This window comes from Bacillota bacterium, assembly GCA_013178305.1.
In the GTDB taxonomy this organism is placed as follows: Bacteria; Bacillota; Sulfobacillia; order JABLXB01; family JABLXB01; genus JABLXB01.
In genome coordinates, this window is record JABLXB010000010.1 from 1 (window position 1) to 21,984 (window position 21,984).

Sequence of the window (21,984 nt, forward strand, 5' to 3'; positions counted from 1 at the left end):
AGACGTGATCACCGTGATCGAGTACCTGGCCGAGACGGCGCCGTGGGTGCTGCTGCAGCTCCAGGAGCAGGGCCTGCTCGTGATCGAGGACCACCTGCCGGCGGGTACGGCCCGGCTCATGGATCATTCCGCGTGGAATAGGGTCCGCGGGCGGGTCAGGCAGGTGAGGCACCGGTGACCCTGGCCGAGGCCAAGGGGCTGCTGCGCAGGTGGTTCCGCGCGCTGGAGGCCGCGGCTGCAGGGTTGCCCCAGCGGTCGGCCGATGTCATCCTGCCCGGCCCGGGCAGGGAGTCGCACCGGCCCGGGTCGCCCACCGAGCTGCTGGCCATAGCCCGGGTGGCGGCCCTTGAGCCGTGGCAGCAAGTGGCGCAGGCGTACGCTCGCCTGTCACCGGTGCACCAGGAGGTGCTCTGGCTGCTCTACGGCCTCGGCGTCGGGCTCCGGGATGTGGCATATCGCCTGCGCATCAAGTACAACCGGGCAGTGGGCCTCAAGGATCGGGCTCTGGCTGCGTTCATCACATCCCTCGGCGAGCGGATCGACGAGGACATCGAGGTGGGTGCTTGACTGATCGATCAGAATCCGCTATGTTGTGATACGATGGCGAACTGCGCCCCGAAGGGCGCGGTTTCTGTTTTGGTGAGGGTCTGGCATGCCCAGCAAGTGGTCCGAGGACCAGATAACCGAGGCCCTGGCGATCGCGGCCGCCGTCGGGATCCGCGAGGCGTCCCGGCGTACGGGGGTGCCGCTTGCAACCCTACACCGGCACATGCAGAGGGCCGGCATTGCGAGCGGCAACGGAAACGGCAAGAGCGCCCCGCGGCGACCGCCCGTGCAGGTCATGGCCGAGGTTATCCAGGCGCGGGTGGCGGAACAGGTGGCCCGGCGGGTCGCTGAAAGGCTGGCCGAGCGCCTGGAGAAGCTGGCGGACCGGCTCTACAGGCTGGCCGAGGAGGCAGTGGCCAAGGTCGAGGTTGCGATCTCGGACCGCGGTGAGCCACACGACCGCGACGGCGCGGCGTGGGTCCGGGCACTGGTGGGGGTGATGGCCCAGGCGCTGGACAAGGCGCAACTGCTGAGCGGCAAGCCCACGGCGCGGCCGGAGGTGATGCAGAGGCATGAGTATGACATCACCCAGCGCATCATTGCCGACCCGGACGCGGTTGCGCTTGCCGAGCAGCTTCTGCAGCGCGCTGCGGGCCTTGACCCCGGCCCACTTCGCCTGGACGGCGAGCGGGGGCCGGTGGATCCCGTATAAGCACCTGCTCCTTCTCAACCGCAAGCTCGTGGACGTGGCCGCCGGCAGGATCCGGCGGCTCATGATTTTCCTGCCGCCCCGGCACGGCAAGTCGGAACTGGTGAGCCGCTACTTCCCAGCGTGGTTTCTCGGATGGTGGCCGGACGAATCGGTGATCCTGACGAGTTACGAGGCGGATTTCGCCGCGAGCTGGGGCCGGAAGGCGCGGAACCTGCTCGAGGAGTGGGGGCCAGTTCTGTTTGGCGTTCGGGTCTCGGACGAATCCGCAGCAGCCTCGCGGTGGAACATCGCCGAGCACGAGGGCGGCATGTACACCGCCGGCGTCCGCGGGCCCATCACGGGCAAGGGCGCCAGGGTGCTGATCATAGACGACCCGGTCAAGAACGAGCAGGAGGCGATGAGCAAGGCCTACCGCGACGCTAACTGGGACTGGTACCTGGCCACGGCCTCGACCCGGATCCAAGAGAACGGCAGCATCGTGCTGGTGATGACCCGCTGGCACGAGGACGACCTGGCCGGCCGGCTGCTGAAGGCGCAGGAAGAGGGCAGCGACCGGTGGGAGGTCCTCAGGCTGCCGGCGCTGGCCGAGGAGGATGACCCTCTCGGCAGGGCTCCTGGCGAGCCGCTGTGCCCGCAGCTCTTCAGCAAGGAGACGCTGGAAGGCATCCGGAGGCGCTCGGGGAGTTACTGGTGGTCGGCGCTGTACCAGCAAAGGCCGCAGCCCCCGGGCGGCAGGATCTTCAAGCGGGAGCACTTCCGGTACTTCCGCGAGAGCGGCGACATGTACGTCCTGCTCAGGCCCGATGGCGAGCACCGGGTGCCGAAGGCCGAGTGCTGGTCCTTCGCGACCGTGGATCTCGCGGTGAGCACGAAGCAGACGGCAGACTACTTCGCAGTCGGCGTCTGGACGGTCACTCCGGCCCGGGATCTCCTGCTGCAGGAGATCGTGCGGACCCGGCTGGAGGGGCCGGATCAACTCCCGCTTCTCCGCCAGGTCGCCACGAAGTGGCGGCCGGCGTTCATCGGCATAGAGAGCCAGCAGTACCAGCTCGCGCTGGTGCAGAGCGCGGTGCGGGACGGGCTTCCGGCTAGGGCGCTGCATGCGGACCGGGACAAGGTTGCCCGGGCCCTGGTCGCGGCGGCCAGGTACGAGGCCGGCGTGGTTTACCACCGGGCGGGGGCGGACTGGCTCGGCGAGTACGAGGACGAGCTCTGCGCGTTCCCGACCGGCGAGCACGACGACCAGGTGGACGTGGCCGGCTACGCAGCCCTGTGCCTGGTGGACGCGGCGGTGCCCGTCGTCGCGCCGGGTGGGGTAACTCGGACAAGCGTCTGGAGGCGGTAAGGTGGCGGACCGCAAGGAGATGTTCGCGGAACTGGGCGTCACGGGGCTCAAGCGCTGGGGAGGCACGGTGGCCGAGGAGTGGCTGCCGGACCTCAGCGGCGCCAGGGCCGCCCGGGTCTACCGCGAGATGTCGGACAACGATGCGGTTATCGGCGCGATCCTGTTCGCGCTCGAGATGCTCATGCGGTCCGTTTCCTGGCGCGTCGAGCCCGCCTCCAATGACCGGCGGGACCGCGAGGCGGCCGAGTTCGTGGAGCAGTGCCTGCACGACATGTCGTACTCGTGGGAGGACACGCTCTCGGACATCCTCACCATGCTCACGTACGGCTGGAGCTTGCTGGAGATCGTGTACAAGCGCCGCCTGGGACCCGACAAGGACCCGCCGAGCCGGTACGATGACGGCCGCATAGGGTGGCGCAAGTGGGCCATCCGGGCCCAGGACACGCTCTTCCGGTGGGAGTTCGACGAGCAGGGCGGCATCCAGGGCATGTGGCAGCTGGCACCGCCCGATTATCGCCTGGTGTTCATCCCCATCGAGAAGGCCCTGCTTTTCCGCACCTGGACGCGGCGCGGCAATCCGGAAGGGCGCTCGATCCTGCGCAACTGCTGGCGCAGCTGGTACTTCAAGCGCCGCATCGAGGAGATCGAGGGCATCGGCGTGGAGCGCGACCTGGCCGGGCTGCCGGTCGTGTGGGTGCCGCCGCAGGTGCTCCTGCGGGAGACGGATGCGGATAGGATGGCGTACGAGCAGTTCCGCAGGCTCGTCACGCAGATCCGGCGGGACGAGCAGGAAGGCGTGATCATGCCTCTCGCGTACGACGCGCACGGCAACAAGGTATACGACCTGACCCTCCTGTCGACCGGATCCCGCAGGCAGTTTGACACCTCGGCCATCATCACCCGGTATGAGCAGCGGATCGCCATGACCGTCATGGCCGACTTCCTGCTGCTCGGCCACGACAAGGTGGGCTCGTACGCGCTGCATGCGGACAAGTCGCACCTGTTCGCCCTGGCGGTGGAGGCCGTGCTGGACTCCATCGCCGCAGTCATCAACCAGCACGCCATCCCGCGTCTGCTCAGGCTCAACGCGTTCGACGGACTCAAGGGCACGCCGACGCTTGTCCACGATCCCGTCGAGCCGCCCGACCTCAAGGAGCTGTCCGAGTTCATCCGGAACCTGGCCGGCGCGGGCATGCCGCTGTGGCCCGACGAGGAGCTCGAGCAGCACCTGCGCAGGTTGGCCGGGCTGCCCGGGGAGGGGCCGAAGCTGTGAGTGCCGTCCTGAAGGCCCTGCCCCTCCCGCGGGACGAATTCGCCCGGGTGATCGACGAGCTGATTGAGAGGCGCGCGCGCCGGGTGACCACCGTGGTCTTGTCGGCCATCGACTGGCTCCGCGAGGAGGTCGGCGGCCGCCTGCAGGACGTAGAGGCCGTGGCTGACTGGGAAGAGTTTGCGAGGCGGTTGCGCGAGATGGAGCGCGAGCTGGCCGCCACGGCCGCGCAGGCCGCGGAACAGGCCTCCAGGCAGGCCGGCAGGCCGCTGGCGTTCGACCCGGCCACGATCCGGGCTGCCGAGTGGATCGCCGAGCGCGGTGCGCAAATGGTCAGGGAAATCGCCGATGAGACCAGGCAGGCGATACGCGATGCCGTTGCCCGGGCCTGGAACCGCGGCCTGGGCGTGGACCAGCTGGCGCGCGAGGTCAGGCCGCTGATAGGGCTTACCCGGCGCATGGCCCTGGCGGTGGACAACTACCGGGCCAGGCTCATCGAGGACGGCGTGCCGCCTGGACGGGCTGCCGACATGGCCGGTAAGTACGCCAACAAGCTGCTGCGGTACAGGGCCTACAACATCGCCCGGACCGAGATGCAGTACGCGGCGAACATGGGCGCGCAGCGGGCGTGGGAGTACATGCAGGCCGAGGGATTGGTCGCCCCTGATGCACAGAAGGAGTGGCTGACCGCGGCGGACGAGCTGGTGTGCCCGATCTGCGCCCCGATGGACGGCGTCAGGGTGCCGCTGAACCAGCCGTATCAAACGGCCGTCGGGCCGCTGATGGCACCTCCCGCGCACCCGCAATGCCGGTGCACCCACGCGGTGGTGGTACGCTGATGGCCACGCGAGAGTACCTGGCAAGCATCCTCGACAAGGCGAAGCAGTACCTGCCGGCATGGCTGTGGCAGCAGATCCACCAAGCCGCCGTGCCGTCCGCCGGCGGCAAGGCCCGCTGGCGCGAGCCGGAGGAGCCCGGCCCCCTGGAAAAGTTGGCCCTGGCCGAAATGCGGCCCGAGAAGCTGCGGAAGGTGGGCGACGACGAGCTCCGCCTGGCCTGGCTCCGGTTGCACCAGTGGTACGGGGCGGCCAAAAAGCGCGGCGAGGCCGTGGAGCCGATCGTGAACGCCGCTGTGTGGGTCATGGAGGAGTTCGAACGGCGCGGATTCGAGTACGACCCCGACAGCGAGCTGGTCAAGGAGGCCAAAAAGCTCCAGGGCGTGCTCAAGGAAAAGTCCCTGGAGGCGCAGCTTGAAAAGCTACCCGAGGAGATCGTGGTCCTGCCCGAATTCGTGTGCGCTGTGGGTTCGGCCGTCACTCGCCGCAAGGAGGCCGAGGACCTGGACATCACGGTGCGGGCCAAGCGGCTCGAGCGGGACGATGGTGAGTACTGGCTGGTGGAGACCAAGCATGTGTGGCTGCCGATCCGCAACGCGCTGGATCCGCAGAAGCAGGGACGGATTAGCTGGGACGAAAGCTGGCAGGGGCCGCACGACGACTACATCCCGCTCTACGACCTCGTGCTCCGGCGCAAGCAGCGCATGGAGCGCAAGGTTGTCAAGGACGCGGCCCAGAAAGCCATCCGGCCCGGGCAACGCTTCGCTCCTGAAAAGCCCGAGATGGCCGGTGTTACCGAATACTTCTCCACCGACGAACTCTGGCCGTGGGTCAAGAAGAAGCTGGACGCCGGAGCGAAGCTGGTCGGCGAGGTCAAGTTCGACGGCTTCCGGGCGATCCTCAGCCGCAACGGCGACAAGGTTTCGGTCTGGTTCGAGGACGCGCGGGAGGACCGTGCCGGAGCGCTGCCGGCCCTGGTGGAGGCGGCCAAGCGCTCACCGCACAGTTCGTTCGTGCTGGACGGCGAGATGCTGGGTACACACCGCGGCAGGATCGTTCCCCGCACGCAGCTGATGGGGCTGCTGTCGGGGGAAATCGATTTCGAGCCCCTGTACTGCGTGTTCGACTGCCTGTACTTGGACGGCGAGGACCTCAGCGAGCGGCCCCTGTTCGAGCGCAGGAAGGCGGCCGAGAAGGTCGTTGAAAGCCTCAAGACGGATCTGGTCAGGATGTCCCGGGCGGTGCCGATCGAGGACCGCAAGGACCTGGAGCTGGTTGGCAAGTGGGCCGCCAGCCAGCCCGGCTCCGAGGGGCTGGTAGTCAAGGACGTGACGAAGCCCTACCGCTTCGGGGGATCGGACGACTGGGCCAAGTGGAAGACCGTCGTGGAGCTCAAGGTGACCGTGCTCGGGGTCGAACGCACCGAAAACGGCTGGACCTACCGGTGCGGCCTGCGCGAGCCCGGGGACTTCGAGAACGTCACCGAGTTCCGCGGCCAGCGCTACGTGGACCTTGGCAAGACGTTCGTGACGCCTGAGAAGGTCGCCTCCGAGGGCGATACCCTCAACGTGCGGGTGGAAGAGCTGATCATCCAGCGCGAGGACGGCGGCCTGAAGCTCGCCTGGGGCAAGCCCACGGTGGTCGGGCCCGACCGGTCCCGGCCGGCGTACACCGCCGCGCAGGCCGTGGACGTGGCCAGGCGCGGCCACGCCCTCAAGGAGGAGGTGGCCAAGGCGGACGTGCCCGGGCGCGGCCCGAAGGGCGCTCCGATCGCGTTCGTGGGCGCGTCGCCCGGGCCGGTGGAGGCGGCGCGGCGCGAGCCCTTCGTAGGGCCGTCCGGCGAGACGCTGCGCGCCCTGTACCTTGAGCCGCTGGGCTTGCGCCGCGACCAGGTGTACCTGACCAATGCGGTGCCGCTGTACCTCACTGACGACCAGGGCAGGGTCAGAGAGCCCACCGATGAGGAGATCGCCCGGTGGCGCCCCCGCCTCATGGAGGAACTCGACCGCGTGCAGCCGGCACTGGTGGTGGCGCTGGGCCAAAAGGCCAAACAGGCCCTGGGCGACCGGGCCGATTTCGTGCTGCCCCACCCGATGGCGGTCAGGCGCTTCGGCGACTCGGGCGAGGTGGCGCGCAAGATCCGGCAGATCAAGCAGGCTCTCGAGCGGGTCAGCAAGGGCGGCCTCGAGGAGGGTGACACCCGCGCGGAGGTCTCCGCGAAGTGGTGGGCGGAAAACTGGCATCGGATGTTCCCGCCCGATGGCAAGGGGCGGTTCGTGTACCACCACCACTGGCGCGGGTTGTCCGAGGATGAGGTCAAGCTCGGCGAGGACGAGCTGCTCCGCACGGACCACAGCCTGCACGGCGACCTGCGCCTGGAGGCCCCCGAGGAGCTCTGGGGCTTCACGGTCTTCTTGGGTACCGCTGAGGATAACCGGAAGGCCGGCGGCGACCGGTTGATCAACTTGCCCGAAGGAGACAACCTGCAGGGCGCGTTCAAACTCGCGCAGCCGAAGGCATGGCTGGACGTGGCCCGGGAGAAGCCCTACGTCTCCGAGCCGGGTGGTGTGGGCTCCACCTCGGAGAAGTACGCCAAGTTCTTCGAGGTGGACCGCGGCACTTACGAAGTTGGCGTCTGGCGCGAGCACATGATCGAGATCTTCCTGCACGGGCAAAAGCTCAAGGGCCGCTTCTTGATCCAGTACGCACCCGTGGCCGGCGGCCGCCGCGTGTGGATCGTCGACCGGCCCAAGGACCAGACGCCGTATGCCGAAAGCAGGAAGCTGGAAGACGTGCTCGAGGAGCTGCGGCAGAAAGACCAAAGGTGGCTGGTTTGGGCGAAGCCCGGTGAGAAGCCGAAGCTCATCGACGTGCGGACCGGCCGGGTCGAAAAATACGCTGACGTTCCGATCCTCAAGGTCGATCGGGTCAAACGGGTCGTGTACGGCGTGGTCCTGGACCCTTACTCCGTCGACAGCCAGGGCGACTGGGTGCCGCCGGCGGACGTCGAGGAGACGGCGCACGGCTGGATGGCCCGGTCGCGGGTCATCGGGCTGCAGCACGGCAAGAAGGCCAACGCGGTGCCGGTAGAGAGCTGGCTGGTGCCTTACCCGACGGAGGAGGACTACCGGAAGGCGATGGAGGGCAAGCCGCACCGGATCTACCGCATGAAGCTGGGATCCGACCGGGTGCACTCCGGGGCCTGGATCCTGGGCACAAAAATCCTGGATGACGGGCTCTGGAGAGACATCGAGGAGGGTCGGCTGCAGTCCTACAGCATCGGCGGCTTTGGCACCCGGGTGGCGGTGGGCAGGTCGGCCATGCCGGAGGTGCAGGTGATTGACATCGGAGTTGATGCGGCATGAACAAGCTCACGGGCCTAGATGTGGTCGAAGTCAGCCTTGTTACCAGGGGCGCGAACCGCAAGAAGTTCGCGCTCTTCAAGTCTGAGGAGGGAGAGGCCGTGAACACAGAAATCCTGAAGGCCGTACTCGAGACGCCGCTGGAGGACGAGCAGAAGGTCGACGAGGTCCTCAAGGCGGCCAAACTGTCGGAGAAGGCCCAGAACGCGGTCAAGGGCGCCCTGCGGCTGCTCAACGCGTACCGCGAGGAGCTGCCCAAGGATGTGCTCAAGACCCTTGCCGACCTGGCCGGGTACGAATATCCCGCTCCCAAGGAAGGCAAGGACAAGTACGCCTACCCAGCGCCAACGAAGAAGGCCGATGGTAGCTGGGACTTCTCGGGCATCCCCGAGGGAGTCAGGCCGATGGTGGAGGCGCTGTGGAAGGAAAACGAGGAGATCCGCAAGAAAGCCGAGGACACCGAAAAGCTCCTCAAGGCCGAGCGTGACGAGCGGCTGCGCAAGGAGTTCATCGCCAAGGCTGCGGGCTACAAGCACCTGGCGGTGCAGCCTGAGGAGTTCGGCCTCGTGCTGAAGGCCCTGGCCGAGAAGGCGCCTGAGGAACTGGCCAAGATCGAGGCCGTGCTCAAAGCTGCCGATGAAGCCATCGGGCAGGGCAAGCTGTTTGCCGAGGCCGGGCGCGGCGGCGAGGGCGCCGGTTCGACCTGGGCCAAGATCGAGAAGATGGCCTCCGAGATCGTCCAGAAGGACGGCAAGATGACCCGCGAGCAGGCCATCGCCAAGGTGCTCGAGGAGCACCCCGAGCTCTATGACGAGTACCTGCGCGAGCGGGAGAAGAGGTGATCTGGCGTGGCTTACGAGATCCCTGTATTCGACTTCACGCTTGAGGCCGCGGCCGACCTGAGCGCGAGCCAGTACCGGTTCGTGCGGGTCGACGCGAATGGCCGGGCGGCCCTGTGCGGCGCCGGGCAGCCGGCCGTCGGCGTGTTGCAGAACAAGCCCAGCGCTGCCGGCCAGGCCGCGCAGGTCCGCGCGCTCGGGATCACCAAGGTCGTGGCCGGGGCCGCAATCGCCAAGGGAGCTCTGGTCGCGTCGGACGCCAGCGGCCAGGCTGTCGCGGCCACCGTAACGACCGCCAACACCACTACTGGGGCCCTTACGGGCAGCCACGTTGCCGGCATCGCCCTCGAGGCTGCAGCGGCAGCCGGAGGGGTGATTTCCGTGCTGCTTCTGCCCATGGGCGCAGTGCCTGGCACGGCGGCCTGACGCTGAGGGGAGAGTGATCTGAAGTGCCCAACCCGACCGCTTCTGACGTCCATGTCAACACCCCGCTGACCAACATCTCGGTGGCGTATATCCAGCGGGCCGAGCGGTTCATCGCGGACAAGGTGTTCCCGATCGTGCCCGTGGAAAAGCAGTCCGACCGGTACTTCCGGTACGACAAGTCCGACTGGCACCGCATCCAGGCGGCCAAGCGTGCCCCCGGTACCGAGTCGGCTGGCGGCGGTTGGCGGATCGACAACACGCCGACGTACTTCTGTGACGTGTACGCGGTGCACAAGGACATCGACGACCAGACCCGCCAGAACGCCCAAAAGCCGATCGACATGGACCGCGACGCCACCGAGTGGACCACGCAGCAGCTCATGCTCCTTCGCGAGAAGATCTGGGCCGAGAACTACATGAAGAGCGGCATCTGGGGCACCGAGCTGACCGGCGTGGCGGCCACCCCGGGCGCGGGCCAGTTCCTGCAGTGGGACCAGGCGAACTCCACGCCTATCGAGGACGTCGAGAATGCCCGCATGGCCATCGCGCAGCAGACCGGGTACGTGCCCAACGTGCTGGTCCTGGGCCCGCACGTGTTCTCCGCCCTGAAGAACCACCCGTCGATCCTCGACCGCGTGAAGTACACGCAGCGCGCCGTGATCACCACGGACATCCTGGCCGGCCTGTTCGAGGTCGACAAGGTGCTCGTGCCCATGGCCGTGATAGAGACCGCGGCGGAAGGCGCTCCTAGCAACATGCAGTTCATCTTCCCCAAGGCGGCGCTACTGTGCTACGCCGAGCCCAACCCGGGCATCCTCAAGCCCTCGGCGGGCTACATCTTCGCCTGGACCGGGCTGTTCGGTGCGGGCGCGTACGGCAACCGCATCAAGCGGTTCCGCATGGAGCACCTGGCGTCGGACCGCATTGAGGGTGAGATGGCTTTTGATGCCCGCCAGGTAGCGCCTGACCTCGGCGCTTACTTCGCCAACGCGGTGGCGTAACGACCATGTACGTCGCAAGGCGCAGGCTGAAGGTGGGGACCGGCTTCATCGAACCCGGGGAGCCGGTCCCCGAAGCCTCTTCGTGGAAGACCCTGCGGGCCCTGCTATCATGCGGCTGGCTCGAGGAAGTGCCCGACCCGCCCGCCGGCCAGGGCCAGGGAGTGACTGCCGATGGTGTGGAGCTACAGCGGCAACCCGGCGTCGAGCCCGAAGGATCAGGTGCGCTTCTTGGTCGGGGACACGCTGGCGGACGACCCGCTGCTCAGCGACGAGGAAATCGAGTTCGCCCTGGCAAGCGAGGTTAACACCTACCTGGCCGCGGCCTTCTGCTGCGAGGCCATAGCGGCCAAGTTTGCCCGTCAGGCCGACGTGTCCATCGGCGACTACCGGGAGGCCGCCAACCAGAAAGCCGAGGCCTACCGCCGGAAGGCCGAGGATCTCAGGATCCGCGCGCTGAGAGCCGTCGCGCCCTACGCCGGTGCTCTGACGGTGGCCGACAAACAAGCCCTCGCGACTGATCCTGGCGCCGTGCAGCCGGCGTTCCGAGTCGGCATGCACAGCATGGAGGCATAGCTGTGGGGCTGGAGCGCCTGCTGAACCAGACGGCTACCATATTGCGGAAAGCCGAGGTGCCAGACGGCATCGGCGGTTTCCAGGACACCTGGCTCCAGGTCGGCCAGGCCAGGGTAAGGCTATCGCCGGTCCGGGGCCAGAAGCTCATCCTGTACCAGCAGGCCGGCTTCCGGGTCACTCACACGGCCTACGCGCCGGGCGACGCCGATATACGCCCGGGCGACCGGCTCCAGCTGGGATCGCGGCTATTCCATGTGGAATCCGTACTGAACCCATCGGAGATGGGGCATCACCTAGAGATCCTGTGCTGGGAGGCGATCCAGTAATGGCCGGCGCATCGGTCCGGCTTGAGGTCCAGACCGACCAGGTGTTGCGGGAGATCGACCGAACGCTGGCCCGGCGGACCTTGGACGCCTGCCGGTACCTGGAGCACGAAGTGAAGCGGGTTCTTTCGGGGCCGCGGCACGGCCGCCGCTACCGCAAGCCGGGCACCATCCGGGCCTGGTATACCGCCTCCGCACCCGGCGAACCGCCTGCGCAAAGGACGGGCAGGCTGCGCAGCTCCATCAGGAGCCGCCTGCTCGCCCGGCGGTTCCTGTGGTACATCGGCGAAGTCGGCACAGACGTCGAATACGCGTCGCACCTGGAATTTGGCACCAGCCGGATGGAACCCAGGCCGTTCCTCAGGCCGGCGTACGAGCGGAGCCGGGCTGCCATCCGCGAGATCCTGAGGGGTAGAGCATGAAGCCCGTACTGCAGGCTATCTACAACGTGCTGACCCAGGACCTTGAACTGGCCGGGCTACTCTCAAGTTACGGGGGCAGCCCGGCAGTGTTCCTGGGCGTTGCTCCGGAGAAGGCCCAGCCGCCCTATGTGGTCCTGCACGTCGTCTCCTGCGTGCCCGAGGATCCGCCCGCGCTGTCAAGGATGATCCTGGCTGCGGATGTGTTCGACAGGAGCAACAGTGCAGTGAAAGCCCTGCAGGTCATGGCGCGGATCGAGAAGCTGCTCGATTACGCCAAGCCGGCCGCGCAGGGGCTGACCATCGCTTCCGTGCTCAGGGATTTTGGCGAGCTGGTGCCGGAAGACGACCGGGAGATCCAGCATGGCCACCTTGAGTTCACGGTCCTGTTTGGCAGGGAGGACATCTATGGCTGATATTGCAATTCTGACCAGCGTGTTCTACCAGCGCACGGCGGAGCTGGACGGCGAGGACCGGGTTATATGGGGCGGGGCGGAACGTTACCTGCTCGAGCTGTGCCGGCTGCTGAAAGAAGATGGCCACGCGGTGCGCGTGTACCAGGCTTGGTCGGGGCAACAGGTCGTCCGCAAGGAGTATGCGGGCGTGCCTATCTATCTGCTGCCGGCCGCCGATAACTGGCAGCTGCACACCGCTCCGAGCCTGAACCTCATCTTCAACGACCTCGCATTGGGCGCAGACCTGCGAATCTACTTCGCCACCTTCCTGTGCTGGCCGGAGGTGCGCCGGCCGGCGATATCCATATGCCACGGCATCTGGTGGGACTACCCGCACAGCGTTTACGGGCGGGCGTCAGCGGAGGCGAGGTTGGAATTCCTGCGGCGCCACCTTTACGGTGTGACGGCACCGGATCTCTGCGTGGCGGTCGACGCCAACACGCGGAACTTTGTAGCGGCCTACAGCCCCGGGTCGGAAGTGAGGATCCGGGTCGTACCGAACTTCGTGGACACGCGCGTGTTTTACCCGCGCCAGGAAGAGGCGACCTGGGAGCGCGTCCGGATCCTGTTCCCACGGAGGCTCGCCGCCATGCGAGGACTGAACGACGTCCTTGCCGCGGCTGGCCGGATGCCTGACTGTGATTTTATTCTGTGCGGCCAGGCCCATGACCCTGAAGCGGAAGAGTTCGCCAGGCATCTGGCGGGCACTAGCCAGGCGCCCAACGTGCGTTTTGAGTGGCACACGCCCGACGAGATGCCGGAAGTGTACCGCCAGGCCGACATTGCGGTTATCCCGACCCGGGCGGCCGAGGGTACTAGCCTGGCCTGCCTGGAAGCCATGGCATCTGGTTTACCTGTCGTGGCTACGCCGGCGGGCGGCCTCCCGCAGCTCATCGTGCACGGCTACAACGGCTGGCTTGTGGACCTGAACCACGGATCGCTGGTACCCGCGCTGGCGTATCTGGCCAAGGACCCCAAGCTGCGGGCGCTGTTCGGCAAACGGAACCGTGAGATCGCGGTGGCTGCCTTTGACATCCGGCGGTGGCGCGCCGCCTGGAGGCGGGCTCTCCGCGAGGTGCTGAAGGAGGGAAACAGAGGTGCCCAGGCACGGCATAACCAGCACGACGGTTAAAAACATGGCGGTGGGCCCGGGAGCCCTATACCGCGGCTTCCAGAACCCCGCCTCGCCGGGTACGCTCATCGGGGCTACCACGGAGGGCAATGTGGCCCGCGTGATCCGCGAGTGGTTTGTCCCCGAACTTGACGGTGCGCTCGGCGAGCTCAAAGGCGCCAGGCGCTTGGTCCGCGAGATCCCCGAGATCCAGGCCAACCTGGTCGAGATGACCCTGGAAAACCTGCTGATGGCGTTGTCCGGTGCGCAGGCAACGCCGTATCCGGCCAATACCCCGACGCATGACCTGATCACGAGCGCCGGGCTGGTATCGGACGGCAATTACCAGACGATTGCGCTCGTCGGCGATCTGGCGGGTTCTAACCAGCCGTTCGTGTTTGTGGTGAAGAACGCGCTGATCGTCGACAATGCCGAGTTCACCTTTGGCGACCGCCGGACCACTGGCCTGCGGGTCACCTTCCGCGGCCACTATGATCCGGCGAATCCGAACCTGCCGCCGTACGAGATCTACCGGCCCAAGATCGTCTGAGGTGAGCTGAATGGCTGAAGAGAGTGCCTTGCTGCAGGATACGCCTGAAGTAGAAATCGGCGGACGGAAGTACAAGCTGCGGCGCCTGCGGACCGAAGATGTCTTCGCGGTGTCCCGAATGATGACCCGGGCTCTCTCCAATGCCGGGCTGAATCTGATGGCCCTCGGTGACTTAGTGGGAGGCTTTCGGGTTATAGCCGGGTTGCTGACCGACGACTTGGCCGACTGGTACGCCTCCCTGCTCGGGGTCAAGCCGTCGGAGTTCCGGGAGATGCCGCCCGAGGCCGCGCCCACGGTGCTGGAGGCGCTCGAGCGGCATCCGGACTACCGCGCTTTTTTAGCCAACGTCTACAGGCACCTGGAGCTCCTCGGCTCCGTCTTAGTGAGGCCTTTGACCTGATCCAGCAGCGGTACGGATGGACGGACGAGCAGGTCTTGAACCTGCCGTTCGCCCGGTTCGTCGAACTCGTGGAGGTGTGCGCGAAGGCCAGGCGGGAGGAACTGCGCCGCCTGGCCTTCGTGGGCTGGCAGGTACACGCCGCCATGGGTGGCACCTTGACCTGGCAGGAGTATCAGCACGCCCTGGGGCTTGACGACGACGAGACGCAGGCCGAGCACGTGGGCAAAGAGGAGGCGCTTGACCGGGCAAAGTCGGCGCTGGAGCGCTTGACGAGCAGCGGATGGCGCGTGGAGGTCCTCGAAGAGGATGCCGCATGACGAATTGATGAGGCTAAGCGTCATAATCGATTCCAACGCCCAGGCCGTCGTGCAGCAGCTTGGGCAGGTGGAGCAGGCCGGTCGCCGCCTTGCCGGCGTGCTTGCTCCTGTTGCCCAAACAGCCGCAGGCGTCTTCGCGGGCCTCGCCGGCTATGAGGGCTTCCGCCGGGCGCTGCTGGCCATTGCCGACACCGCGATAGGCATGAACGCAAGGCTGGAGCAGAGCCGCATCGCGTTCGCCAATATGCTCGGGAGCGCCGAGGCGGCAGAGAAGATGCTCCGCGGTTTGCAGGAGTTCGCCGCCAAGACCCCGTTCGAGTTCCCGGAACTCCAGGACGCGGCCAGGCGCATGCTCGCCCTGGGATTTTCGGCCGAGGAGATCCTGCCCGTCCTTCAGGCCGTGGGCGATGCAGCGGCAGGCCTCGGGCTCGGCGCACAGGGGGTCGACCGCATTATCCTGGCCCTGGGCCAGATGCAGGCCAAGGCCAAGGTGACAGGCGAGGAGATGCGCCAGCTCACCGAAGCCGGGATTCCTGCATGGGAGATCCTTGCCCAGGCCATCGGCACGACAACTCAGAAGGTCATGGAACTCGCGGAGAAGGGCGCGATCCCGGCCGACCGGGCTATAGCGGTCCTCGTGGAAGGCATGCGGCGCAGGTTTGGCGGCATGATGGAAGAGCAGTCGCGCTCCTGGACGGGCCTGCTGTCGACCATCCGCGACAATGTCCGGCTCCTGATACAGCGGATAACCGAGGGCATGTTCGAGCGCGGCAAGGCTGTCATCCAGTGGGTCAAGGACCTCACCGACAGGCTCCTGGAGGCCTATCAGCGTGCGGGCTTCCGAGGTGTGCTGGAAGAGCTGGTCCCGCCCAACCTGCAGCAGGCGCTCGAGAGAGCCGTAGATGCGGCCCGCCGGCTTGCCGAGTCCTTCTCGCGCCTGGCCCAGGCGGTAGGGCCTACTCTTGGCGAGGCCTTTCGCGGCCTGCTGGAGCTTGCAGCCCCACTGGCGAGTGTCGTGGGCCTGCTCGCGAGGAGCCTGGCATTCGTCCACGACGCTGTGCGGCCGCTGGTTCCGGCCCTGGTCGGCCTGGGAGCGGCCCTCGCGGGGCTGAGGATCGCCACTGCAGCCTGGGCTGCGATCCAGGGGTTGGCCGCAGCCATGCGCACCCTGCAGACCACGCTGGCTGGCGTTCAGCTGGGCACGGTTGCCGTTGGCGGTGCCCTCGCGGGCCTGCCGGGGGCCGCTTTCTTGGCGGTCTCGGCCGTAGCGACCCTGGTAACGGCCTGGCTGTCCCTGCGATCTGCCCAGGATGAGGTGCGAGACAGCGTCGAGGCCCGGCTCCGCCAGCACGACCGTGAGATCGCCCAACAGCAGGCGGCGTACGAGGCGATCCGCGCGAGCGTGAACACCCTCGAGGAGCAAGCGCGGGTTTACGTGGAGCTCAAGCAGCAGCTTGAGAGCAAGTCACTGACGGAAGCCAAAGCGACGGAGATCAAACTCAAGCTCGCCGAAGCGGAACAACAGTTGATCGCGTCGCTCGGCGACCGCCGCAGGGCCGAGATTGAGGCCGGCGGCGCCATCGAGAAGGTGGCGCAAGCCGAGATCGACGCCCGCAAAGCGGCAATGGAAGCTGCCTTGAAGGCGGTGAACGCGGCCAAAGAAGCCAAGCGGCAACAGGTGTTGGAGGAGATCCGGGCGACGCAGAAGGAAATCGAAACGCTCAAGACAAGCACCGAGGCATGGCGGCAGTACCTCACCTGGTGGGAGAAGATCAAGGCGTGGTGGTACGGCACTCTGGCGCAGGTACCACCGGGAAGGGAGGCCCTCGCCGAACAGCTTGCGGGTCTGCCTGAGGGTGCTATCCAGCGGGCGAGGCGCGCCCTTGCGGAGCTGCAGGAAATCGGCCGGCAGCGGGGCTTGGACCAGCTCCAGGACCGCCTGGATCAACTCGGCAGTGAACTCTCGCGGCTCAACGCCGAACTCGAAAAACCATCCATCGATCGGTATGTCCCCAAGCTAAAGGGTTTCAGTTCGGCCACTGAAGACGCTGCCGAGAAAGCGAAGAAGCTGGCCGAGGAGCAGAAGCGCGTCCTGCAGGCAATGGCGGAGGACTATTCCGGCTGGATCCGCCGGGCCCTGGACGCCTTGTCCGACGAGTACGAGTCCCGCCTCCGGCAAATCGAGGACGCCACCGAGGCCGCCATCGCCCCGCTCCGGCAGCAGATAGAGGCCCTTGAGGCCGAGGCGGAAGCCGAACAGCGGCTGCGGGCGGCCGAGGAGCACGAGCGCAGGCTGCAGGAGCTGCGTGAGCAGAGGCGCTACCACGAGATCCGGACCGGCAAGGAGCATCAGAAGGCGATCGCGGAGATCGACAAGCAGATTGCGGAGGAACAGCGCCGCTGGGAAGAACAACAGGCCGAGTGGCAGCGGCAGGACCGGCGCGAGGAGCTCCAGAGGCAGATTGAGGACATCCAGAAGAACGCGGAGCAGCAACGCAGGATTCTGGCAGATCACTACGCAAAGGCCCGAAAGATCGCCGAGAGCGGGATCGCGGATACCCTGGGCATGCTCGCCGCCAAGGAGCCAGAGTTCTATCAAGTGGGCCTGCGGCTCGCGAATGCGCTGGTCTCTGGCATGGTAAGCGGCGACTGGGCTGCTGTGACCGAACTCGTGGATCAAATCACCCGGGCCGCGGTCGAGGCGAACCTGCCGCCGCCCGGGCGGGCGCCCACTGCGGTGGTGCCCAGCGGCAAATACGAACTGGCCGGCGAGCGGGCCATCATGTGGTCCCGCGAGCTGGCCCAGATGCTGGGCGTGGACATCGAGTGGGACGAGGCCCGCAGGATGGTGCGAATCGGCGGGAAGTGGTTCAAGCCGGCGCGCATCGAGGAGGGCAAGTCCTACGTCTACGTGCGCGAGGTGGCCGAGGCCCTGGGCCGCCAGGTGGTGTGGGACGAGGAAACGAAGAGCATCCGGATCTACCACGAGGGAGGTTACGTGCCGGAAACGGGCCTGGCGTACCTCCGCGCCGGGGAACTTGTGCTGCCGCCCAGAACGGTGGCCGAGTTCAGTCTTGCCGCAGCGTCGATACAGCGCGTGGGCGGGCTAGTCGAGACAATGCTGGCGAGGCCTGCAGGATTGCGCCCCTCGGTGGAGGTCCGGATAGACCGCGTCCTTGAGGTCCACCAGATGGATCTGGCTGACGGGCTGGATGCCGAAGTGCTGGGCGGCGAGATGGCCCGGGCCCTGCAGCTGACCCTGAGGAGGGTGCGATATGCCGCTGCACCTGTATTTTGACAAAGCGATGACCAACCAGATCTCCGAGGGCACTATGGCTAACCCGGACCAGGTCACCGGCGACGGGCAGGCCGGGTTCACCCACGAGCTCGCGCTGTACTTGGGCAACCCGTCTACCACGAAGCGGTACGAGAACGTGCAGATCACGGCAGTGAATGACGATGCCAACGTGGACATTAAGTACGCACCAGACAACGCCGGGGCGCCGGGAACGTATGCTGACGTTCTCAGCGTGGGCGCAGTGTCTGCAGGCGGTGTCGTCAAGATCTGGCGGAAAGTCACGGTCGCGCCTGGCCAGGTAGCGCAAAACCGGGTGAATATCAAGCACCGAGTTACCGGAATCGAGCTTGTGGTGTGAGGTGAGTGGCAATGGCATGGGAGCTTCCAGCCCCGCCTTGGCCCGTCGATGCAAACGGCGTTCCATATATCACAAGTCCAGATACTTCTGGCAAGCATACTATCCCAGGCAGCGTATGGTTCAAGGATGAAGCCTCCGGGCTGTGGGTGCCCGTTTCGGCATCCAAACCGCTGCCTACGCAGCCGGCTAATACGGTGCGGACCGTCATCACCGGCGTCAAGACGGTCACTGCTACGGCGGCGGAAATCTTTGCCGGCGCGTCACGCCTCGCTGGCCGGCGCTTTATGGCTGTCTGCAACCAGAGCGCATCGATACGGATACGTATTGGCGGTTCTGCCGTTACGCAGCAGAACGGCTTCCCTCTTGAACCAGGAGCCTTGTTCGTATTCTGGTTCGACCCGTCGGTCGACGTGCCGGTCTATGCTATCTCTGAAGGATCGGCCGTGGATGTCGCGGTTATGGAATGGTGACCGGGGGGTGGGCTGCATGGCTGTTACTTATTCATACAGCGTTCAGGACATGGGCGACGGAACCATTCGATTGAGCCTACAGTGGCTCGACGGCGGCACGGAAATCGTTTCCGGCGTGACGCACGTCAAAGGCGATATGACTGCTGCCAAGGCCTACGCGCGCGTGTTTGCTGAGGACTTGCGGCGGAACTTCGCGGAGCGGTTTCCGCCCGAGCCATTGCCCATGCCTGAAGGGGGCGTGATGTTGTGAGCGTTTACGTTTCGGGCCGGTATCGATCCTATGAGCTCCTGCGCGATATCGTGGCCGTCGAAAATGCCTTAACTACCGCCTTCCTGCGGCAGGGAGCAATCACCGATGTCGTACAGCAACGCGATTGGACCAGGCGCGTTGAGGAGCAATCGCAGGCCCGTAACACGGTCCTGTGGGACGACCTCGGGTACCCGTCCGTCATGGTTCGGTTTCCCGCGTACAGCCTGGATGAGCTCGGGCTCGGTTGGCCGAAACGGCCACACCCGGCCTTTGTTCTAGGCGGCGCAGTTAAGCCCTATGTATACATCGGCAAGTACGAAGCATATCGCGTGGGATCCGGGACAACCGCTCGGGCCCTGAGCCTGCGCGGGCTGGATCCCACAACTAGCATTACGTTCGACGATGCCTCGGCCGCCTGCCGTCAGAAAGGCACAGGCTGGCACCTCATGACAAACGCCGAGTGGGCGGCTGTTGCCCTTTGGTGTTGGGCGAAGGGCTATATGCCGCGTGGCAATTCCAATTACAGCCAGAGCAGCGATGCGCCGGCGGAGCGAGGGGCGCCGGCCTGCATCTACAGCAACCTCTCCGCTCGGGTTGCTACGGGATCCGGCCCGATGGCTTGGTCGCACGACGGCAGCCCCTATGGTATTTGGGATCTGAATGGGAATGTGTGGGAGTGGGTTGCTGGGTATCGTCTTGTTGCCGGCGAGATTCAGATTATCAAGGACAACGATGCGGCAGCGGCGGATCTGTCCGCAGCAAGCACCGCCTGGCAGGCGATCCTGCAGGATGGCAGTCTTGTTGCGCCTGGTACAGCGGACACCTTGAAATGGGACTCGGCGCTGCCCCAAGACGACGATGGCGTTGTCGATGTCGCCGGGAAGCCGCAACTCAATACCACGCTTGCGAACCCGGCACCCGCCACCTGGGGCGATACGACCTACCAGGACTACAACTACTCCACATTCGATTCGCCCCTTGTGGCGACTGGCGTTGCGGTGCCCGACATCCTGAAGCAGCTCGCGATCTATCCGCATGCAGCCAGCCTGGCCGGCGACGGGTTCTGGTCGCGGAACTACGGCGAGCGCGTGGCTCTTCGCGGCGGCGACTGGAACGTCGGCTCCAGCGCGGGGGTCTTCGCGCTGGGCCTGTACGTTCCGCGGTCGTACGTGAACGTGTACATCGGCTTCCGCCCCGCGTTTGTTGCGTAAATCTGGAATCTGGCTTTCTGGAATATCTGGGAGGAAACCAGTGAGCAGCGAGGACCTTAAGATTCTCCAGAAGGCATATGACATGGTGCAATACGGATACACTGTGCTGCGCCAATTTCCCAAGTCCGAGCGGCATGTTCTGGCTGCGGAAATGAGGTCAACAATGGTTCAGATCTTGCGGCTCATCATCGTGGCAAACCGCCGTCGCCAAAAGCTGCCGGTGCTTCACGAGCTCGACGTGGCACTGGACCTGCTGCGGCTTTACATGCGACTCGCTAAGGACCTCGGTTTCCTCCCGTTCCGCCAGTACGAACACTGGGCGAAGCAGGTCAACGAAGTCGGCCGCATGGTGGGCGGCTGGATCAGGGCCGCCGTGGCCAGCGGCCATTAGGTTTCAGGGGGAAGGGCCGCACTGCGTGGCTCTTCGCGGCGGCGACTGGAACAACGGCTCCAGCGCGGGGGTCTTCGCGCTGAACCTGAACGATCCGCGGTCGAACGTGAACGTGAACATCGGCTTCCGCCCCGCGTCTCCCCGCCGGCCCGAAGGCGCGTGCTCACGGGCACGCGTCCAGCGCTACGGGGGAAACGGGGCCCTTCCTCCTCGCCGGGCCCTGTGGCAGGCGAAATACATGAATTGCCGGGAAGGCGGCTAGTAGGCCATACTGGCCGAACGCCGCCACGCCTGGCCCCCTTTCAGGGGAGGGGTCGGCCTTGAAGCGCTGGGGAAACCTCTACCCGCGGGTCTATGACTTCCAGAACCTCTATGAGGCGTACCGCCGGGCCCGCATAGGGCACAGGTACGAGCCAGGTGTGCTCGCATTCACCCGCAACCTCGAGGAAAACTTGATCGCGCTCCAGAACGAGCTCATCTGGAAGACGTACCGGGTCGGCCCGTATCGGGAATTCTACATTTACGACCCGAAGAAACGGCTTGTGGCCGCACTGCCGTTCAGGGACCGCGTTGTGCAGTGGGCTGTCTTCCGAGTGATCGAGCCGCTGTTCGATCGCACGTTCATCCGTGATTCCTACGCCTGCCGGGTCGGCAAGGGCACCCATGCGGCAGCAAGGCGGCTGCAGTATTGGCTGCGGTACCTGACGCGGCGGCATCCGCGGGTTTACGCGCTGCACGTCGATATCTCGAAGTACTTCTACCGGATCGACCATGCGGTCCTGAAGACCATACTCCGGCACCGAATCAAGGATAAGGACCTGCTCTGGCTGCTGGACGTGATCATCGACTCGGGCGAGTTCGGGCTTCCGCCGGACGCCGCTGGGTTCAACGGCCCGCGGATCCCGGGCGTCGGTCTTCCAATTGGCAACCTAACTTCGCAGCTGTTCGCCAACATCTACCTTGACCAAGCAGACCAGTTCGCGAAACAGCGGCTCCGGCTCCGCTGGTACATGCGATACATGGACGACATTCTCGTTCTGCATCCGGACAAGCGGGAACTCCGGTGGGTCAAGGATGAGCTGCAGGCATTCCTCGAGGAGCGCCTGCGCTTAACGGTTAGCCCCAAAACTTCCATCCGACCAATCAGCGATGGCATCGATTGGGTTGGCTACCGTATATGGCCCACGCATTCACTGATCCGCCGCCGCACGAAGATTCGGATACGGCGCCGCCTTGCCCAGTGCCGGCGCTTATATGCCGCTGGGCTCATGCCCTGGCAAAAGGTACGTTCGGTCGTCATGTCCTACCTCGGCCACCTGCGCCACTGCGATAGCTATAACTTGCGGCGCAAGGTTATCGCCACCCTCACGTTTACGAAAGAGGGCCTGTCTCAGTCAGCGGCCCGAGGTGCGCAATGAGCAAGGTATATTCTCTCACAATGCCGGGTATTATGGTCGCGAACCGCACCATCTTGGCCGACACCCGCCAAGTCCTCTGGGTGCCGGTTGAGGTGAACGCGGA

The 21,984-nt window shown here is 65.8% G+C and carries 24 protein-coding genes and 1 pseudogene; all 25 read left to right on the forward strand.

Annotated elements, in window-relative coordinates; all coding sequences use genetic code 11:
- Window positions 1-178: hypothetical protein (locus HPY55_15790; GenBank protein ID NPV72068.1), on the forward strand; the 178-nt coding region annotated here is incomplete at its 5' end.
- Entirely contained in the window at window positions 175-567 is a 393-nt protein-coding gene (locus HPY55_15795; GenBank protein ID NPV72069.1) for a hypothetical protein, read from the forward strand. The genes HPY55_15790 and HPY55_15795, both read left to right, overlap by 4 nt.
- An 85-nt stretch (window positions 568-652) precedes the next feature.
- Complete coding sequence (locus HPY55_15800; protein NPV72070.1) at window positions 653-1,258, forward strand: hypothetical protein; 606 nt, start codon at window positions 653-655, stop codon at window positions 1,256-1,258.
- A complete protein-coding gene (terL, locus tag HPY55_15805) occupies window positions 1,170-2,603 on the forward strand; it encodes a phage terminase large subunit (protein ID NPV72071.1) in 1,434 nt (477 codons plus the stop codon). Before HPY55_15800 ends, terL begins: the two co-directional genes overlap by 89 nt.
- 406 nt (window positions 2,604-3,009) lie before the next feature.
- Window positions 3,010-3,753, forward strand: a pseudogene (locus tag HPY55_15810) (hypothetical protein).
- A gap of 119 nt (window positions 3,754-3,872) precedes the next feature.
- Window positions 3,873-4,712 carry a hypothetical protein gene (locus tag HPY55_15815; protein NPV72072.1) on the forward strand — a complete coding sequence of 280 codons (840 nt, stop codon included), beginning with the start codon at window positions 3,873-3,875 and terminating at the stop codon, window positions 4,710-4,712.
- Entirely contained in the window at window positions 4,712-8,074 is a 3,363-nt protein-coding gene (locus HPY55_15820) for a hypothetical protein (protein NPV72073.1), read from the forward strand. The genes HPY55_15815 and HPY55_15820 overlap by 1 nt, the downstream gene beginning before the upstream one ends.
- A complete protein-coding gene (locus tag HPY55_15825) occupies window positions 8,071-8,913 on the forward strand; it encodes a hypothetical protein (GenBank protein ID NPV72074.1) in 843 nt (280 codons plus the stop codon). The genes HPY55_15820 and HPY55_15825 overlap by 4 nt, the downstream gene beginning before the upstream one ends.
- Before the next feature lie 6 nt (window positions 8,914-8,919).
- Window positions 8,920-9,336: a DUF2190 family protein gene (locus HPY55_15830; protein ID NPV72075.1), complete on the forward strand. Its 417-nt coding sequence runs from the start codon at window positions 8,920-8,922 to the stop codon at window positions 9,334-9,336.
- A 23-nt stretch (window positions 9,337-9,359) separates the two neighbouring features.
- On the forward strand, window positions 9,360-10,337 hold the full coding sequence (locus tag HPY55_15835) for a hypothetical protein (protein NPV72076.1): 978 nt from the start codon (window positions 9,360-9,362) through the stop codon (window positions 10,335-10,337).
- Between the two features lie 171 nt (window positions 10,338-10,508).
- Window positions 10,509-10,910 (forward strand): hypothetical protein, encoded by a 402-nt coding sequence (locus tag HPY55_15840; protein NPV72077.1) that lies wholly within the window; start codon window positions 10,509-10,511, stop codon window positions 10,908-10,910.
- 2 nt (window positions 10,911-10,912) lie between these two features.
- Complete coding sequence (locus HPY55_15845; GenBank protein ID NPV72078.1) at window positions 10,913-11,236, forward strand: phage head closure protein; 324 nt, start codon at window positions 10,913-10,915, stop codon at window positions 11,234-11,236.
- Window positions 11,236-11,655: an HK97 gp10 family phage protein gene (locus HPY55_15850; GenBank protein NPV72079.1), complete on the forward strand. Its 420-nt coding sequence runs from the start codon at window positions 11,236-11,238 to the stop codon at window positions 11,653-11,655. Before HPY55_15845 ends, HPY55_15850 begins: the two co-directional genes overlap by 1 nt.
- Window positions 11,652-12,068, forward strand: a complete 417-nt coding sequence (locus HPY55_15855) for a DUF3168 domain-containing protein (GenBank protein ID NPV72080.1) — start codon at window positions 11,652-11,654, stop codon at window positions 12,066-12,068. Before HPY55_15850 ends, HPY55_15855 begins: the two co-directional genes overlap by 4 nt.
- Window positions 12,061-13,239: a glycosyltransferase family 4 protein gene (locus HPY55_15860; GenBank protein NPV72081.1), complete on the forward strand. Its 1,179-nt coding sequence runs from the start codon at window positions 12,061-12,063 to the stop codon at window positions 13,237-13,239. Before HPY55_15855 ends, HPY55_15860 begins: the two co-directional genes overlap by 8 nt.
- Entirely contained in the window at window positions 13,205-13,768 is a 564-nt protein-coding gene (locus tag HPY55_15865) for a hypothetical protein (protein NPV72082.1), read from the forward strand. The genes HPY55_15860 and HPY55_15865 overlap by 35 nt, the downstream gene beginning before the upstream one ends.
- A 10-nt stretch (window positions 13,769-13,778) precedes the next feature.
- Window positions 13,779-14,168, forward strand: a complete 390-nt coding sequence (locus tag HPY55_15870; GenBank protein ID NPV72083.1) for a hypothetical protein — start codon at window positions 13,779-13,781, stop codon at window positions 14,166-14,168.
- A 35-nt stretch (window positions 14,169-14,203) separates the two neighbouring features.
- Window positions 14,204-14,485, forward strand: coding sequence for a hypothetical protein (locus tag HPY55_15875; GenBank protein ID NPV72084.1), 282 nt, complete (start codon window positions 14,204-14,206; stop codon window positions 14,483-14,485).
- Window positions 14,475-17,783: a tape measure protein gene (locus HPY55_15880; GenBank protein ID NPV72085.1), complete on the forward strand. Its 3,309-nt coding sequence runs from the start codon at window positions 14,475-14,477 to the stop codon at window positions 17,781-17,783. The genes HPY55_15875 and HPY55_15880 overlap by 11 nt, the downstream gene beginning before the upstream one ends.
- Window positions 17,761-18,141, forward strand: coding sequence for a hypothetical protein (locus tag HPY55_15885; GenBank protein NPV72086.1), 381 nt, complete (start codon window positions 17,761-17,763; stop codon window positions 18,139-18,141). The genes HPY55_15880 and HPY55_15885 overlap by 23 nt, the downstream gene beginning before the upstream one ends.
- Before the next feature lie 194 nt (window positions 18,142-18,335).
- Window positions 18,336-18,611, forward strand: coding sequence for a hypothetical protein (locus HPY55_15890; GenBank protein NPV72087.1), 276 nt, complete (start codon window positions 18,336-18,338; stop codon window positions 18,609-18,611).
- 16 nt (window positions 18,612-18,627) lie between these two features.
- Entirely contained in the window at window positions 18,628-18,861 is a 234-nt protein-coding gene (locus HPY55_15895) for a hypothetical protein (protein ID NPV72088.1), read from the forward strand.
- A 200-nt stretch (window positions 18,862-19,061) separates the two neighbouring features.
- The gene (locus tag HPY55_15900) at window positions 19,062-20,072 is read left to right on the forward strand and encodes an SUMF1/EgtB/PvdO family nonheme iron enzyme (protein ID NPV72089.1); all 1,011 of its coding nucleotides are present in this window, start codon (window positions 19,062-19,064) and stop codon (window positions 20,070-20,072) included.
- 40 nt (window positions 20,073-20,112) lie between these two features.
- Window positions 20,113-20,463, forward strand: coding sequence for a diversity-generating retroelement protein Avd (gene avd / locus HPY55_15905; GenBank protein NPV72090.1), 351 nt, complete (start codon window positions 20,113-20,115; stop codon window positions 20,461-20,463).
- Between the two features lie 320 nt (window positions 20,464-20,783).
- A complete protein-coding gene (locus HPY55_15910) occupies window positions 20,784-21,881 on the forward strand; it encodes an RNA-dependent DNA polymerase (protein ID NPV72091.1) in 1,098 nt (365 codons plus the stop codon).
- Window positions 21,882-21,984 lie beyond the last annotated feature (103 nt).